Annotated in this window: 12 protein-coding genes; 5 read left to right on the top strand and 7 right to left on the bottom strand. The window is 68.5% G+C overall.

What is annotated here, in order from left to right; all coding sequences use genetic code 11:
- Positions 1-115 precede the first annotated feature (115 nt).
- Complete coding sequence (locus U9J41_RS05470; protein ID WP_322400710.1) at positions 116-1,516, top strand: aminotransferase-like domain-containing protein; 1,401 nt, start codon at positions 116-118, stop codon at positions 1,514-1,516.
- Between the two features lie 51 nt (positions 1,517-1,567).
- On the opposite strand, the gene U9J41_RS05475 is transcribed toward U9J41_RS05470, so the two are convergent.
- Both U9J41_RS05475 and U9J41_RS05480 read right to left on the bottom strand, forming a co-directional pair.
- Entirely contained in the window at positions 1,568-2,320 is a 753-nt protein-coding gene (locus U9J41_RS05475) for a DUF6597 domain-containing transcriptional factor (protein ID WP_322400711.1), read from the bottom strand.
- A 7-nt stretch (positions 2,321-2,327) separates the two neighbouring features.
- Positions 2,328-2,762: a hypothetical protein gene (locus U9J41_RS05480; protein ID WP_322400712.1), complete on the bottom strand. Its 435-nt coding sequence runs from the start codon at positions 2,760-2,762 to the stop codon at positions 2,328-2,330.
- Between the two features lie 199 nt (positions 2,763-2,961).
- On the opposite strand from U9J41_RS05480, the gene U9J41_RS05485 reads away from it, so the two are divergent.
- Positions 2,962-3,549, top strand: a complete 588-nt coding sequence (locus U9J41_RS05485) for a hypothetical protein (RefSeq protein WP_322400713.1) — start codon at positions 2,962-2,964, stop codon at positions 3,547-3,549.
- A 12-nt stretch (positions 3,550-3,561) separates the two neighbouring features.
- On the opposite strand, the gene U9J41_RS05490 is transcribed toward U9J41_RS05485, so the two are convergent.
- Both U9J41_RS05490 and U9J41_RS05495 read right to left on the bottom strand, forming a co-directional pair.
- A complete protein-coding gene (locus U9J41_RS05490; protein ID WP_322400714.1) occupies positions 3,562-5,331 on the bottom strand; it encodes a glycoside hydrolase family 16 protein in 1,770 nt (589 codons plus the stop codon).
- Positions 5,332-5,533: 202 nt separating this feature from the next.
- Positions 5,534-5,905 carry a nuclear transport factor 2 family protein gene (locus U9J41_RS05495; protein ID WP_322400715.1) on the bottom strand — a complete coding sequence of 124 codons (372 nt, stop codon included), beginning with the start codon at positions 5,903-5,905 and terminating at the stop codon, positions 5,534-5,536.
- 182 nt (positions 5,906-6,087) lie between these two features.
- On the opposite strand from U9J41_RS05495, the gene U9J41_RS05500 reads away from it, so the two are divergent.
- Positions 6,088-6,441, top strand: a complete 354-nt coding sequence (locus tag U9J41_RS05500; RefSeq protein ID WP_322400716.1) for a translation initiation factor Sui1 — start codon at positions 6,088-6,090, stop codon at positions 6,439-6,441.
- 37 nt (positions 6,442-6,478) lie between these two features.
- Here U9J41_RS05500 and U9J41_RS05505 read toward each other — a convergent pair whose 3' ends face one another.
- The 3 genes from U9J41_RS05505 to U9J41_RS05515 all read right to left on the bottom strand — a co-directional run bounded on the left by U9J41_RS05505 (position 6,479) and on the right by U9J41_RS05515 (position 10,298).
- Positions 6,479-8,851 carry a DNA polymerase II gene (locus U9J41_RS05505; RefSeq protein WP_322400717.1) on the bottom strand — a complete coding sequence of 791 codons (2,373 nt, stop codon included), beginning with the start codon at positions 8,849-8,851 and terminating at the stop codon, positions 6,479-6,481.
- Between the two features lie 4 nt (positions 8,852-8,855).
- Positions 8,856-9,665, bottom strand: a complete 810-nt coding sequence (locus tag U9J41_RS05510; protein ID WP_322400718.1) for a ferritin-like domain-containing protein — start codon at positions 9,663-9,665, stop codon at positions 8,856-8,858.
- Between the two features lie 66 nt (positions 9,666-9,731).
- Positions 9,732-10,298, bottom strand: coding sequence for a hypothetical protein (locus U9J41_RS05515; protein WP_322400720.1), 567 nt, complete (start codon positions 10,296-10,298; stop codon positions 9,732-9,734).
- 250 nt (positions 10,299-10,548) lie between these two features.
- Here U9J41_RS05515 and U9J41_RS05520 point away from each other — a divergent pair, with 250 nt between their 5' ends.
- Complete coding sequence (locus U9J41_RS05520) at positions 10,549-11,565, top strand: glycoside hydrolase family 53 protein (protein ID WP_322400721.1); 1,017 nt, start codon at positions 10,549-10,551, stop codon at positions 11,563-11,565.
- Between the two features lie 45 nt (positions 11,566-11,610).
- On the top strand, positions 11,611-13,253 hold a 1,643-nt coding region (locus tag U9J41_RS05525), incomplete at its 3' end, for a sodium:solute symporter family transporter (RefSeq protein WP_322400723.1).

Below are 13,253 nucleotides of genomic sequence, written 5' to 3' on the forward strand. Positions count from 1 at the left end.
CGACCTCTGCCGGATGCAGACGCGGCGAGAACCACGGCGACCGCCATCCGAGGATGGTGTTGCGGCCCGTTCTGAGGCATTCTACTGGGAAGCAATATCCATACATTGAGACATAATGTCCCAGTTGAAAACCATACAAGACGACGATCCGCCGCTCTGGCTGCCGCGACTGGCCGGGAACAAAGGCCCACGCTTTTTGCAGATCGCGGATGCGTTGCAGGCGGCGGTGGTGGACGGGTCGCTGAAACCGGGTGACCGCCTGCCGCCGCAGCGCCACCTGGCGGCGCAGCTGGACATCGACCTGACGACCGTCACGCGCGCCTACGACGAAGCCCGGCGCCGCAACCTGCTGGAGGGCCGCGGCGCCCGCGGCACGTATGTCGCGGCGCCGAAAGTCGAATCGGCCCCGGTCCTCGACCTGAGCATGAATACCCCACCGCCGCCGGACGGCGTGGACTTCGACGACATGCTGAGACAGGGTCTGTCGCAAGTGCTGATGCGGGCAGATAATGAATTGCTGATGACTTACCACCTGGGCGGAGGCAGCGACGCCGACCGTCAGGCCGGCGCCAAGTGGATCGAACCGATGTTCGGACACGTGGATGCCCGGCAGGTTGTCGTCTGCCCCGGCGCGCAAGCGGCGATCGCCGCATTGATCCTCGCGCTGACGCAGCCTGGCGACGTCATCCTGGCCGAGCCGACGACCTATCCCGGCTTGCGCGCCGCGGCGACCCAGTTCGGCCGGCACGTCATCGCGGTGGAAGCCGACGGGCACGGGATGGTGCCCGGGATGTTCGAGGAAGCGTGCCGCCGGCACACGCCCGGGCTGGTCTACCTCAATCCGACATTGCAGAACCCGACCGCCAGCACCATGCCGGCACACCGGCGCAAGGCGCTCGCCGGCGTCGCGGCGCGCTGCAACGTACGCATCGTCGAGGACGATCCCTACTGGCTCCTGGCCGAAGCCCCGCCACCACCCGTCGCCACGTTTGCCCCGGAACAGGCGGTCTACATCTCGACCCTGTCGAAATGCCTGACGCCCGGCTTGCGCGTCGCCTTCGTGCTCGTACGCGACCGGCAGGAACGCGAACGGTTCCTGGTCGCGCTGCGATCGTTTGCGCTGATGGCCGCGCCGCTGACGGCCGCGCTGGCCACGCAGTGGATCCTCGACGGTTCGGCCGGCCGCTTGATGGAAGGCGTACGCAGCGAGGCGCGCCTGCGCCACCGGATGGCGCGGGATATCCTGGCGGGGCGGTATAGCGGCGCCGGCGACGGCCTGCACGTATGGCTCGCGTTGCCGGCATATTGGAACCCGTCGCAGCTTGCGCGTGCCGCCGCCGCCGAAGGCATCGCGGTCACGCCGGCGGACGCATTCGCCACCGGCAGCGGATCCGTGAATGCGATCCGGATCTCGTTGGGCAGCATCAGGGACCGCGGACACTTGCGGACGGGCCTGCAACGGCTGTCCCACCTGCTTGCGCGACCGCCCGAGCCGTTCAGCGCCGCCGTGGTTTGACTGCCCGGACAATGTGCATGCCGCGCGTGATCGCCGCTGCCGCATGCATCGTCACGGCCGGAACGACTCCGGTGTCGCGTCCGCGAACTGGCGGAACGCGTGGATGAGGTGCGACTGGTCGTAGTAACCGCACTCCCCGGCCAGGCGCGCCCAGTCGACGGCGCCGGGCTGGCCCCGCAAGGCCGCGTGCGCGCGGCGGAAGCGGCACACCATGGCGAATGTCTTCGCACCCAGGCCCACGCGTTCGCGGAACAGCAGCGCCAGGTGCTGGCGCGTGACGCCGAGGTCCGCCGCGAGGTCGTCGACGCGGACGGCGCCGCCGCTCGCCTCCAGCCGCGCGACGGCCGCCCGCGCCAGCACGTCCGCGCGCGCCGGTTCGCGCGTGCGCAGGCGCGCGAGCAGCGCCCGTTCGATGATGCCGAGCCGTTCGGCCGGCGTCCGCTCGCGCTCCCACAAGGCCGCCGCCAGCGCCTCCGCCTGCGCGCGCGGCCACAGGTCGGCCAGCGCCGGATGGCTGTCCCGCAGGCCGCACAGGGGCAGGTCGAAGAAGGCGCGCGCGGCGCCGGGCAGGAAACGCACCGCGACCGTCAGCAGCGGCGCGGCTATCTCGACGTGGTGCGGGCGCGACATCATGCCCGCCACCTTGCCCAGCGACGCGCCGTCCTGCCACAGGATGTCGATGCAATTGTCGGGCAGGACGCGCGTGCGGACCGGCGCGCCGTCCGGGATGGCGTGGCTCGTCCACAGGCAGGCCACGTGGCCGGCGAGCGCGGGATGCGGCGGGTATTCGCGGTACAGCTGCATGGCGGCGTCAGTATCGCCGGCGCCGCGCGCCCGCGCAGCCCAGCGCGAAGCCGATGCCGGCCAGGCCCCAGACGATCGCGGCGACCACCTCGAATGTGTTGCGCAGCTCGGGATGCGTCATCGCCAGCGGCGGCAGGAGCATTGCGCGTACGAGGCAGATCGCGGCCATCACCGCGAGCCCGGTGCGCAGCAGGGGCGGCCGGCGCACCATGTCCAGCGCCGCGCACGCATACCAGGCGCAGGTCGCCATCAGGCCGGCGATGGCGACGGCACCCACCGGCGCCGGCCAGGTGCCGGCCCGCGCCGACGCCACGACGGCCGGCGGCGCGCCGAAATACGCGTACCAGGACGGGCCGGCCGGAATGGCCGCCACGTGGATGAGCGCACCGGCGGTCGCGATGGCGGCGGCCAGGAGAATCCACGGCCTGGAGGATGCGGTCATGCGGTCTCCCGATGTCGAAACCGTCATCATGTCACGGCCGCCACGGGCAAAGTGCGCGCATTGTCACGCCCGCCCTATCAGAATCGACGGGCCCGCAATGCTGGCGCCGCCGGGCCCGCCGCCTATACTGGGTAGATTCGTCCGTTGCCCGCGCGCCGGCCGTACCGCGGCGCTTGTCCTTTCCCACAGGAGACACAGCATGCACGCCACCCACCCGACCCGCCACCGCACCTGGCCGGCGATCGCACTCGCCCTCGCCGTCATGGCACCTGCCGCGGCCGCGCCCGACACCGACGGGGACGCCGCTTCGGCCCTGAGCGACACCAACAGCCGCGCCATGCGCGGGCGCGAGATCGTGCCGCCCGGCGTGATCCTGAACCTCAAGGGCAAGCAGCGCAATCTCGTGTGGCAGGGCAGCTACATCGTCAACACGTCGGGCTGCATCGACTGCCACACGCATCCGAGCTATTCGCCCGGCGGCGATCCGTTCCAGGGCCAGCCCGAGCGCGTGAACGCCGAACAATACATGTCCGGTGGGCGCCAGTTCGGTCCCTTCACGGCGCCGAACCTCACGCCGGACAACGCGGGCCGCCCGGCCGGCCTCACGCGCGACGAATTCGTGCGGACGCTGCGCACCGGCCACAATCCGCACGACCCGGCCGGCCAGATCCTGCAGGTGATGCCGTGGCCGGCCGTCGGCAAGCTGACGACGCGCGACCTGTACGCCGTCTACGAATACCTGCGCGCGATCCCGTCGCTGCCCGACAATCCGAATCCGGGGCCGTGACGGGACCGGCGGTCATTGCATCGTGTAGGTCTGCAGGGCCGTGTCGACGGCGTAGTTGCGCGCCGTGTCCCAGTACGTGAAGCTGTAGCGCACGACGTCGCCGATCTTGAGACCGCCCGCGCTGTACGTATTGGTCGTGCCGTCCAGCCGCATGCGCACGTTCTGCTGGGTGCCGTCGTTCACGGTGTAGTGGACGTCGGCCCAGCTGCCCGTGGTCGTCGTGAACTGCAGCGTGGTCGCCGACGTCTGCGTCGCGGAGGTCGGCCCGGACGGCGGCGGCGTCGACGTCGTGCCCGAATCCCACACGATGTCGTCGATGGCGAACTGGAAGGCCGATGCCGGCAGGTTGTTCGCGTCGCTCGAGATCATGAAGACGTCGAGCAGCGACTGCAGCGCCACCTTGGGCCCGATCAGCGTCGACACGGGAATGCTCACCTGCGCCCAGTCGCCGTTGCGCACGAGGCCATATTGCGTCGTGTTCGCCGGGAAGTTCACCCAGTTCTGGTTCGTGTAGGTGTCGCCCACGCCGATGTTGAACGACACGTTGGCCGGGATCTTGATGCGGAACTTCATGGTGCCGTTGCGGTAGTTCGTCAGGTCGTGCGCCTGGCGCGCCTGCACGCCGCCGCCGAACCACTGGCCGGGCGCCGTGTAATTCCAGGCGATGACGTTGGCGCCCTCATACGGCGGCGTGTTGCCGGCGCCGGACGAGGCGCTGTTCCACAGGAAGATGTCGGAACTCGTGCCGGCCACCAGCTTGTTGTTCACGGCCGTCGTGTCGGTGAACACGCCGAACTTGCCCGCCACCTCGGGGACGGTCTGGTTGCCCAGCTTGACGGCGCCCTTGCCGTCCAGTTGATAGACCCGCACATAGTCGACGTACATCGTGCCCGGCAGCGGCGCCGTCACCTGGCCCGGCGTGGCCGCGTCGGTGAAATTGCCGCCGACGGCGAGGTTCAGCAGCAGATAGAACGGCGCCTGCAGCGCCGTCGAATTCACCGGCAGCGGCGCGTCGTACATGTCGTGCTCGACGCCGTTGTCGATCGTCGTGAAGCGCATCCCGCTCTCGGTCCAGTACAGGCGGTAGGTGACGAAACGGTTCGCCAGCGACGTCGCCGGCACGTACCAGTTCTTCGTCTGCCAGGCGGTCGAGGCGGCGCAGCTCTCGTTGCCCGGCACGCAGGCGGCCTGCTGCCACGTGATCACGTTCGAGCCGACGAAGTTGTTGGCCGACGGCGACCCGGCCGCCGCGCGCGCCGACGCCTTGTGGCCCATCTCCATGATGTCGATCTCGCCGTTGCGCGGCCACGTCTGCGGGCTCGTGCCCAGCATCCACCCGGCCGGCCACAGCCCGGTCGCGACGTTCGGGGTGCTCATGCGGATCTCGATCATCCCGTACTGCACCTGCACCTTGCCGTGGCTGTCGATCTTCCCGGACGTGAAGACGTTGCTGCCCACCGTCTGATGTTGCGCGCGGATCGCGAGCGCGCGCGTGCCCGGTTCGAACGGCACGTCGGCGATCGACACGTTGTTCGGGCTGTAGTACTCCAGTTCCGCATTGCCGTAGCCGCACAGGTTGATCTGGCAGCCGTTGCCGTCGGTGGCGGTCCAGCGGGACGTGTCCAGGCTCGGCCCGTTGAATTCCTCGGACCACAGCAACTGGCCGATGGCCGGGCTGGTGACGCTGGCCGATGCGTGCATGCCGCACGCAAGCAGGCCGGCGGCGGCTGCCGCGTGGAAACCTTTCCATTTCAAGTGATGTTTCTGGTTTTCGTTATTCACTTCGACTCCTCTGTTTCACTGCGAAGAATTGTGGACGCCCTTGCCGGACGCACCACGCCGGGCCGGCTCGGCGGCCGGTCTTGTTGGGATTCTTGTGGAGACTGGAGTTGGAAACGTTTCCAGCGCGGAAACGGAAATATAGCCCTGTTTGGCCGACGCGTCAAATCGTATCGCGCGCGCGCGAACGCCGGCGCTGACCTGCTCAGGTAACGATCGTTCCTTGGTGGTAAATCGCCTGCCATTGCCCGCCGCTGCGCCGCCACACGGTCAACCGGCGCGTGACGCGACCCGGCTGGTGCAACGTATAGGTGAGCAGATAATGACCGGCGCCCGCCGCCGCGATCTGAAAATCCTCGGCGCGCCAGTCTTCAGGCTCGGGGGCGGCGGCGCGCTCGCGCAGCACGCCAAGCACATAATCCCTGCCATAACACCGACCCGATGCGCCGACTTCCCAGAACGTGGGCGCGGCGATACTTTCCGCGTCGTGCCCGGTGTGAAACAACGGTTCGAGCAGGCGCAGTTCGGCGAGGACGTGCGTCAATCCGGGCGGCGTGGCGGGTGTGGCATCCATCATGAATCGCCCGGGACGCTAGCGCCGCAACGACGGAAACAACCGGTTCGTGCGCGATTGATAGTCCGCGATTCCGGCATGATGCATGACATCTCCCTTGTTGTATGGACTGCGCAGGATAGTAGCATCCGGAGCGCCATGCGGATAAACTCATGCGCGTCAAATGTCATCGATACCCGAACCACATGAAGCATGCAAACAGCGGCCTCGTATATTCCACCGACGGCGGACGCATGTGCCCCGATTGCCGCCACCCCGCCGCGGCGTGTGCCTGCAAGGCCACGGTCGTATCGACCGGCGACGGTGTCGCGCGGGTGTCGCGCCAGACCAGGGGCCGCGGCGGCAAGACCGTCACGCTCGTCAAGGGACTCGCGCTCGATGGCGCCGCGCTGACGGCCTTGGGCAAGCAGTTGCGCACCGCATGCGGTTGCGGCGGGACAGTGAAGGACGGCGTGATCGAGGTCCAGGGCGACCACTGTGACCTCATCATGGAAGTGCTGGGAAAACACGGACTTCGTGCGAAGCGCGCCGGCGGGTAATCCGGCCGGATGCAGGCGCCCGCGCATGGCATCGCAATCAGAACAACGCCCCCTGCGGGCTGGTGAGCCGCGCGAAGCTGTCGTCCAGGAACGGCAGGATGCCGTCGGCGACGGGTTCCAGCTGCTTGGTCAGATAGTGTTCGTAGTCGATGGGGGTGCGGCGGGTGTCCAGCGTGTCCAGCGGTTCCGGGCCCGCCGTCGTCATCACGTAGCGGATCCAGCCGCCGTTGCGGTAAGGCGCGGGCCGGCCCTGGCGCACGTGGAACGCGTCGGCCGCGCGCGCGGCGCGCACGTGCGGCGGCACGTTGCGCTCGTACTCGACCAGCGGACGGCGCAGGCGCTTGCGGTACACCAGCTGCTCGTCCAACTCGCCGCGGAGCGTCGCGGCCACGTAATCGCGCACATAGTCCTCGTACGGCTCGCCGCGGAACACGCGGCCGTACAGCTCCTGCTGGAACGTCTGCGCCAGCGGGGTCCAGTCCGTGCGCACCGTCTCCAGGCCCTTGAAGATCACTTCCTCGCTGCCGTCCGCGCGCCGCACGAGGCCCGCGTAGCGCTTCTTGCTGCCCTCCTCCGACCCGCGCACGGTCGGCATCAGGAAGCGCCGGAAGTGGGTCTCGTATTCCAGCTCCAGCGCGCACTCCAGTTGCAGTCCGGCGCGCAGGTGGTCGCGCCACCAGCCGTTCACGTGGTCGACGAGCGCCCGTCCGATGCGCTCGGCCTCAAGCCCGTCGTGCGCGCGCCCGAGCCACACGAACGTCGAATCCGTGTCGCCGTAGATCACCTGGTAGCCCCGGGCCTCGATCAGCTCGCGCGTGCGGTGCATGATCTCGTGGCCGCGCATCGTGATCGATGACGCGAGGCGCGGATCGAAGAAGCGGCATCCCGTCGTGCCCAGCACGCCGTACATCGAATTCATGATGATCTTGAGCGCCTGCGACAGCGGCGCGTTGCGCGCGCGCTTGGCGGCGTCACGGCCCTGCCACACGCGCGTGACGATGCCGGGCAGGCAGTGCCGCGTGCGCGAAAAGCGCGCGCCGCGAAAGCCCGGCACCGTGTCGTTTTCCGGCTCTTCGAGGCCCGCGACGAGGCCCACCGGATCGATCAGGAAGGTGCGGATGATCGACGGGTACAGGCTCTTGTAGTCCAGCACGAGCACCGAGTCGTACAGGCCGGAACGCGAATCCATCACGAAGCCGCCGGGGCTGTCCGCGCCCGGTACGTCGCCGATGTTCGGCGCCACGCGCCCGAGGCGGTGCATCAGCGGCATGTACGCGTGCTCGAACGCGGCGACCGAACCGCCGCTGCGGTCCGCCGCGAGGCCCGTCACGCTGGCCCGCTCCAGCAGGAAGGTCATCAGCCCGGACTTGGCGAAGATGCGCGTGACGAGCACGCAGTCCTGCAGGTTGTAGCGGGCCAGGGCCGGCTTGTCCTCGTCGAACATGCGGTCGATTTCCGCCATGCGGTCGTACGGGTTGTCGATGGACTTGCCTTCGCCCAGCAGGCTTTGCGCCACGTGCTCCAGCGAGAACGACGGGAAGCTCCACGTGGCCGAACGCAGCGCCTCGATGCCGTCGATGACGAGGCGCCCGGCGACCGCGGCGAAGTAATGCTCCTGTCGCCCGCCATGCTCGCGCCATTCGATCGCGCTGCCGTCGCGGCCCAGGCGCAGCGGGCGCTGCATCTGCTGCGCGTGCTGTTGCAGGATGCGCAGGTCGAACTGCACGAGGTTCCAGCCGATGATCGCGTCCGGGTCGTGGCGGCGGACCCACTCTTCCAGCCGGTCGAGCAGGTCGCGCCGCGTCGCGCACACCTCGTAGTCGAAGTCCAGGCCGGACGCGTCGCCGTTCGCGGGGCCCAGCATGTACACCTGGCGCTGGCCGCAGCCTTCCAGCGCGATCGAGCGCAGCTCGCCCTGCATCGTCGTCTCGATGTCGAGCGAGACCGTCGACAGCGCCGGCCGGTAGTCGTTCACGGGTTTCAACTGGGCGTCGACGAGGAGCCGCGGGTCGGCCGCGGCCGGCGTGCCCGCGTACGCGACGGGGGCCGTGATGAAGCGCTCCATCAGGTAGCGTTCGGGCGGGCGGACGTCCGCCTCGTACACGTCGACGCCGTGCTCGCGCAGCCGTTTTTCCAGGCGCAGCAGGTGGCGGTACTGGGTGCAGTACAGGCCCAGCACGGGGCGGTGGCGGAAGTCGCACAGCGTCAGTTCGCGCAGTTCGGTGCCCCGTTCGCGCTGCAGCAGCAGGCGCGCGGTATCGGCCTGCTCCGCTGGGATGAACGCGACGGCCGGCTGCGGCGCGAGGCGCACGCGGCGCGGCCCGTCCGGCGTCGCCAGCCAGAACTCGACCTCGACGCCGGCCTCGGTGTCGCGCCAGTGGCGCGTCAGCAGGAAGCCCTGCGCGTCCATGGCGTCAGGCGCCCGCGAACCGGGCCAGTTCCGCTTCGGTAAAGCCGGCCTGGCGGCGCGCGTCGAGGTTGAACGGCCCCTTGAGCACCGGCGCCTTGTACCGCACCGTCAGCGCGTCGTACGTGGCCACCGGCTCCAGGCCGCGCAGCGCGCACAGATGACCATACCAGCGGTTGCCGATCTCCACGTGGCCCACCTCGTCGCGCAGCAGCACGTCGAGGATGCTGGCGGCGGCCTCGTCGCCCGCCTGCGCCAGCTTGGCGCGCAGCGGCGGGATCGCGTCGAGGCCACGCGCCTCCATCGTGCGCGGCACGAGGGCCATGCGCGCGAGCACGTCGCCGCTCGTCTTCTCGACCATCTCCCACAGGCTGTCGTGGCCGGGAAAGTCGCCGTAGGCCCAGCCGAGCGTGCGCAGGTGCGCCGCCAGCAGCGTGAAATGATGGGCTTCCTCGGCCGCCACCCGCAGCCAGTCGGCGTAGTAATCGTCCGGCATGCCGGGGAAGCGCCAGACGGCATCCAGCGCGAGGTTCACGGCATTGAATTCGATGTGGGCCAGCGCGTGGACGAGCATCGCGCGGCCTTCCGGCGTGACCATGGAGCGGCGGCCGACGAGGCGCGGCGGCACCAGTTCGGGCCGCGCCGGGCGGCCCGGAATGACCGCGGTGCCCGCGTCGAGGATCGCGGCCGTGTCCAGCGCGCAGCCGCCGGCGCGCCAGCTTGCCGCAAGCTGCGCCACGCCCTGCGTCTTGGCGGCCGGATCGGTCTCGATCAACAACGCGAGCGCGCGTACGCGCAGCGCCAAAGGGAGCGCCATCGTGGTCCTCTGCGACAAAAGCCGGCAGTTTACCACCCGGCGCCCGCCGGGGCGAGGACGCCCCCTCTACTGCTGCTGCGCGGGCGGCAAATTGCCCTGCGGCGGCTGCGCCGGCGCCTGCATGTCCTGCTCGTCCATGTGCGGCGGCGGCAGGCCGCTCGTCTGGCCGCTGCTCGGCGCGACCGCGTCGTCCTTGCCGCCCACGCTCCCCGCACCCGAGCCGGTGGCGCCCATGCTCGAGCTGCCGTAGGCGGTGGCGCCCGGCTGGGCGGGCGTCCCGGGCGTGGCCGGCGTCGTGGACACCACGCGCTCCGTCACCTCACCCCGGGGCGCCGCGGCCAGCAGCTGCGGCGCATGCGCCATGTCGTGCTGGTAGACCTGGCGCGCCTCCTTCAGGCAGGTGGCGCGGCTGCCGGACGACTTGTGCTTGCACGCCGACTGCTGCTCCGCGTACGCGGCATTGATCTCCTTCTTCAGCGTGGCCATGCGCTGGGCCTTCGTCTTGTCGCCGGTGGTCCAGCGCGCCGGGTCTTTCGCGGCCTTGGGGTGACTGTCGGCCAGTGCGGGCACGCTGGCCGCGCACAGCGCGCATGCGATCCACGCGCCCCGCAGGATACTTGATGCTTTACTCATCTCGACCTCCTGATACCGTAGAAATAGCGACGCCGGACGGCGTCAACCGAAACACGGCTTCAGTATAGTGCCAGCGGGCGGATGACCTGCGTTCCTTTCCCCTTATCAAATAAACAGCTGAAGTTTCAACCGAAACAATGCCGCCATACGAATATTTCATAGGAGACGCGAAAAATGAATGGGGTCGGCGCCGCGATTCCTGCCTAGAATCCGGGGCTTGGTGGCTTGACAATAACAATCCCGGAGACCGATGAAGCATTTTCTTTTCGCCCTGGCGGCCGGCCTGGCGCTGGGTTCCGCCCTGGCGCACGCGGACGTCGCGGATGCGCACCGAACGTTCGCCAAGGGCGCCGACGTCGGCTGGGTCAGCGAAATGGAAGCGTCGGGACGCGTCTTCCGCAACCGTGACGGCAAGGCCGAAGACCTGTACGCCATCCTCAAGGAACAGGGGATGGACGCCATCCGCCTGCGCGTGTGGGTGCATCCGCAGGACGGCTGGAACGGCATCGCCGACGTCGTCGCCAAGGCGAAACGCGCGCAGGCCGCCGGCATGCGCATCATGATCGATTTCCATTACAGCGATTCCTGGGCCGACCCGCAACAGCAGACGAAGCCCAAGGCCTGGGCCGACTATACGGTGCCGCAACTGGCCGCCGCCGTCGACGCGCACACGCGGGCGACCCTCACCGCGCTGCGCGACGCCGGCGTCGCGCCCACCTGGGTCCAGGTCGGCAACGAGACGCGCACCGGCATGCTGTGGCCCGAGGGCGACGCGACGCGGCACATGGACAACTACGCGCGCTTCGTCGACAGCGGCTATGGCGCCGTCAAGCAGGTGTTCCCGGATGCGATCGTGATCGTCCACGTGGACAACTGCCACGACAACGCCACGTTCCGCTGGAACTTCGACGGCCTCAAGGCGCACGGCGCGCGCTTCGACATGATCGGCGCGTCCTCATACCCGACGACGGCGAAGAACCTCACCTGGCGAGACGCGACGACCGCGTGCCTGGCCAACCTGAACGACATGGTCCACCGCTACGGCAAGCCAGTGATCCTCTCCGAGGTCGGCGTGCCGTGGGACCAGCCGGACGGCAAGGCCGTCATCGCCGACCTGATCGCCAAAGCCCGCGCCGTCGATGGCGGCGGCGCGGGCGGCGTGTTTTATTGGGAGCCCGAGGCTTACGACTGGAAGGGCTATCCGATGGGCGCCTTCGACCGCGGCGGCAAGCCGACCGCGATCATGGACGCCTTCCTGGAGCGCTGATCCCGGCGCCCCATTTACGTTTCTCCGTTTGACGAGACAAACCCTATGAATCTGATTTCCCGCCTCGACTTAATCGTCTTCCTGTTCTACTTCGTGGTCGTCGCCGGCTACGGCCTGTGGGTCTACCGCCGCAAGAAGAGCGCGAACACGTCCGCCTCGCACGACTACTTCCTGGCCGAAGGCTCGCTCACCTGGTGGGCCATCGGCGCGTCGCTGATCGCGTCCAACATCTCCGCCGAGCAGTTCATCGGCATGAGCGGTTCGGGCTTCCGCATCGGCATGGCCATCGCCGTGTACGAACTGATGGCCGCCGCCACGCTGGTCATCGTCGCCGTGTTCTTCATGCCGGTCTACCTCAAGAACCGCATCTACACGATGCCCCAGTTCCTCGAACAGCGCTACGGCAAGGCCGTCGCCACGACGATGGCGCTGTTCTGGCTCGGCCTGTACGTCGTCGTCAACCTGACCTCGATCCTGTACCTGGGCGCGCTCGCGATCGGCAGCGTCACCGGCGTCGGCGTGCTGCCCTGCATGCTGTTCCTCGCCGTCTTCGCCGCCATCATCACGCTGGGCGGCATGAAGGTCATCGGCTACACGGACGTGATCCAGGTGACCTGCCTCGTCATCGGCGGCCTCGTGACCACGTGGCTGGCGCTGGACCTCGTCGCCAAGCTGGGCCAGGGCCACGGCGCGCTGCAGGGCTTCTCGACCTTGTACAACACGACCCGCGACCACTTCGAAATGGTGCTGGGCCGCGACAACAAGAACTACATGGACCTGCCGGGCCTGTCGACGCTGATCGGCGGCATGTGGATCGTCAACCTGAACTACTGGGGCTGCAACCAGTACATCACGCAGCGCGCCCTCGGCGCCGACCTGCCGACCGCGCGCAAGGGCCTGCTGTTCGCGGCATTCCTGAAACTGGTGATGCCGATGATCGTCGTCATGCCGGGCATCGCCGCGTTCGCGCTGGACCGTGCCGGCGTGCTGGGCGACGCCATGCGCGTCGGCGGCGAGCTGAATCCGGACCGCGCCTACCCGACCCTGCTGGCGATGCTCCCGTCGGGCATCAAGGGCATCGCGTTCGCCGCGCTGACGGCCGCCGTCGTCGCATCGCTGGCCGGCAAGGCCAACTCGATCGCCACCATCTTCACGCTCGACATCTACCAGAAGCGCCTGCACCCGAACGTCAGCGAACAGAAGATGGTGTGGATCGGCCGCATGACCGTCATCGTGTCGATGCTGCTGGCCATCGTGATCGCGCCGCTGATGGGCATCGACAAGAAGGGTGGCTTCCAGTACATCCAGGAATACACGGGCTTCGTCTCGCCGGGCATCCTGGCCATGTTCCTGCTGGGCTTCTTCTGGAAAAAGACAACGGCGGACGCGGCGATGTTCGCGACCGTCGGCGGCCTGGTGTTCTCGATCATCCTGAAGTTCCTGCCGACGATGATGGACCTGCACTTCCTCGCGCCGATCGGCTTCGCCCACGACAACGGCAGCGGTGTCTACGAGATCCCGTTCCTGGACCGCATGTTCATCGTGTTCTGGCTCGTCGTGGCCGGCATGGTGCTGCTCAGCACCGTATTCGCCCGCGGCAAAGTGAAAGCGCTGATCGTCGACACCAAGCTGTTCAAGGTCGACGGCGCATTCGCCCTCGGCTCGGCCGTCATCTGCGTGGTGCTGGC

Origin of the sequence: Massilia luteola, from assembly GCF_034420155.1 — a bacterium.
In the GTDB taxonomy this organism is placed as follows: domain Bacteria; phylum Pseudomonadota; class Gammaproteobacteria; order Burkholderiales; family Burkholderiaceae_D; genus Telluria; species Telluria luteola.

Coding starts and splice junctions, on each gene's coding strand:
- U9J41_RS05510 (WP_322400718.1), bottom strand. CDS start 9,665: ATGGCGCTCCCTTTGGCGCTGCGCGTACGCGCGCTCGCGTTGTTGATC.
- U9J41_RS05475 (WP_322400711.1), bottom strand. CDS start 2,320: ATGCAGCTGTACCGCGAATACCCGCCGCATCCCGCGCTCGCCGGCCAC.
- U9J41_RS05480 (WP_322400712.1), bottom strand. CDS start 2,762: ATGACCGCATCCTCCAGGCCGTGGATTCTCCTGGCCGCCGCCATCGCG.
- U9J41_RS05500 (WP_322400716.1), top strand. CDS start 6,088: ATGAAGCATGCAAACAGCGGCCTCGTATATTCCACCGACGGCGGACGC.
- U9J41_RS05520 (WP_322400721.1), top strand. CDS start 10,549: ATGAAGCATTTTCTTTTCGCCCTGGCGGCCGGCCTGGCGCTGGGTTCC.
- U9J41_RS05505 (WP_322400717.1), bottom strand. CDS start 8,851: ATGGACGCGCAGGGCTTCCTGCTGACGCGCCACTGGCGCGACACCGAG.
- U9J41_RS05470 (WP_322400710.1), top strand. CDS start 116: ATGTCCCAGTTGAAAACCATACAAGACGACGATCCGCCGCTCTGGCTG.
- U9J41_RS05515 (WP_322400720.1), bottom strand. CDS start 10,298: ATGAGTAAAGCATCAAGTATCCTGCGGGGCGCGTGGATCGCATGCGCG.
- U9J41_RS05495 (WP_322400715.1), bottom strand. CDS start 5,905: ATGATGGATGCCACACCCGCCACGCCGCCCGGATTGACGCACGTCCTC.
- U9J41_RS05485 (WP_322400713.1), top strand. CDS start 2,962: ATGCACGCCACCCACCCGACCCGCCACCGCACCTGGCCGGCGATCGCA.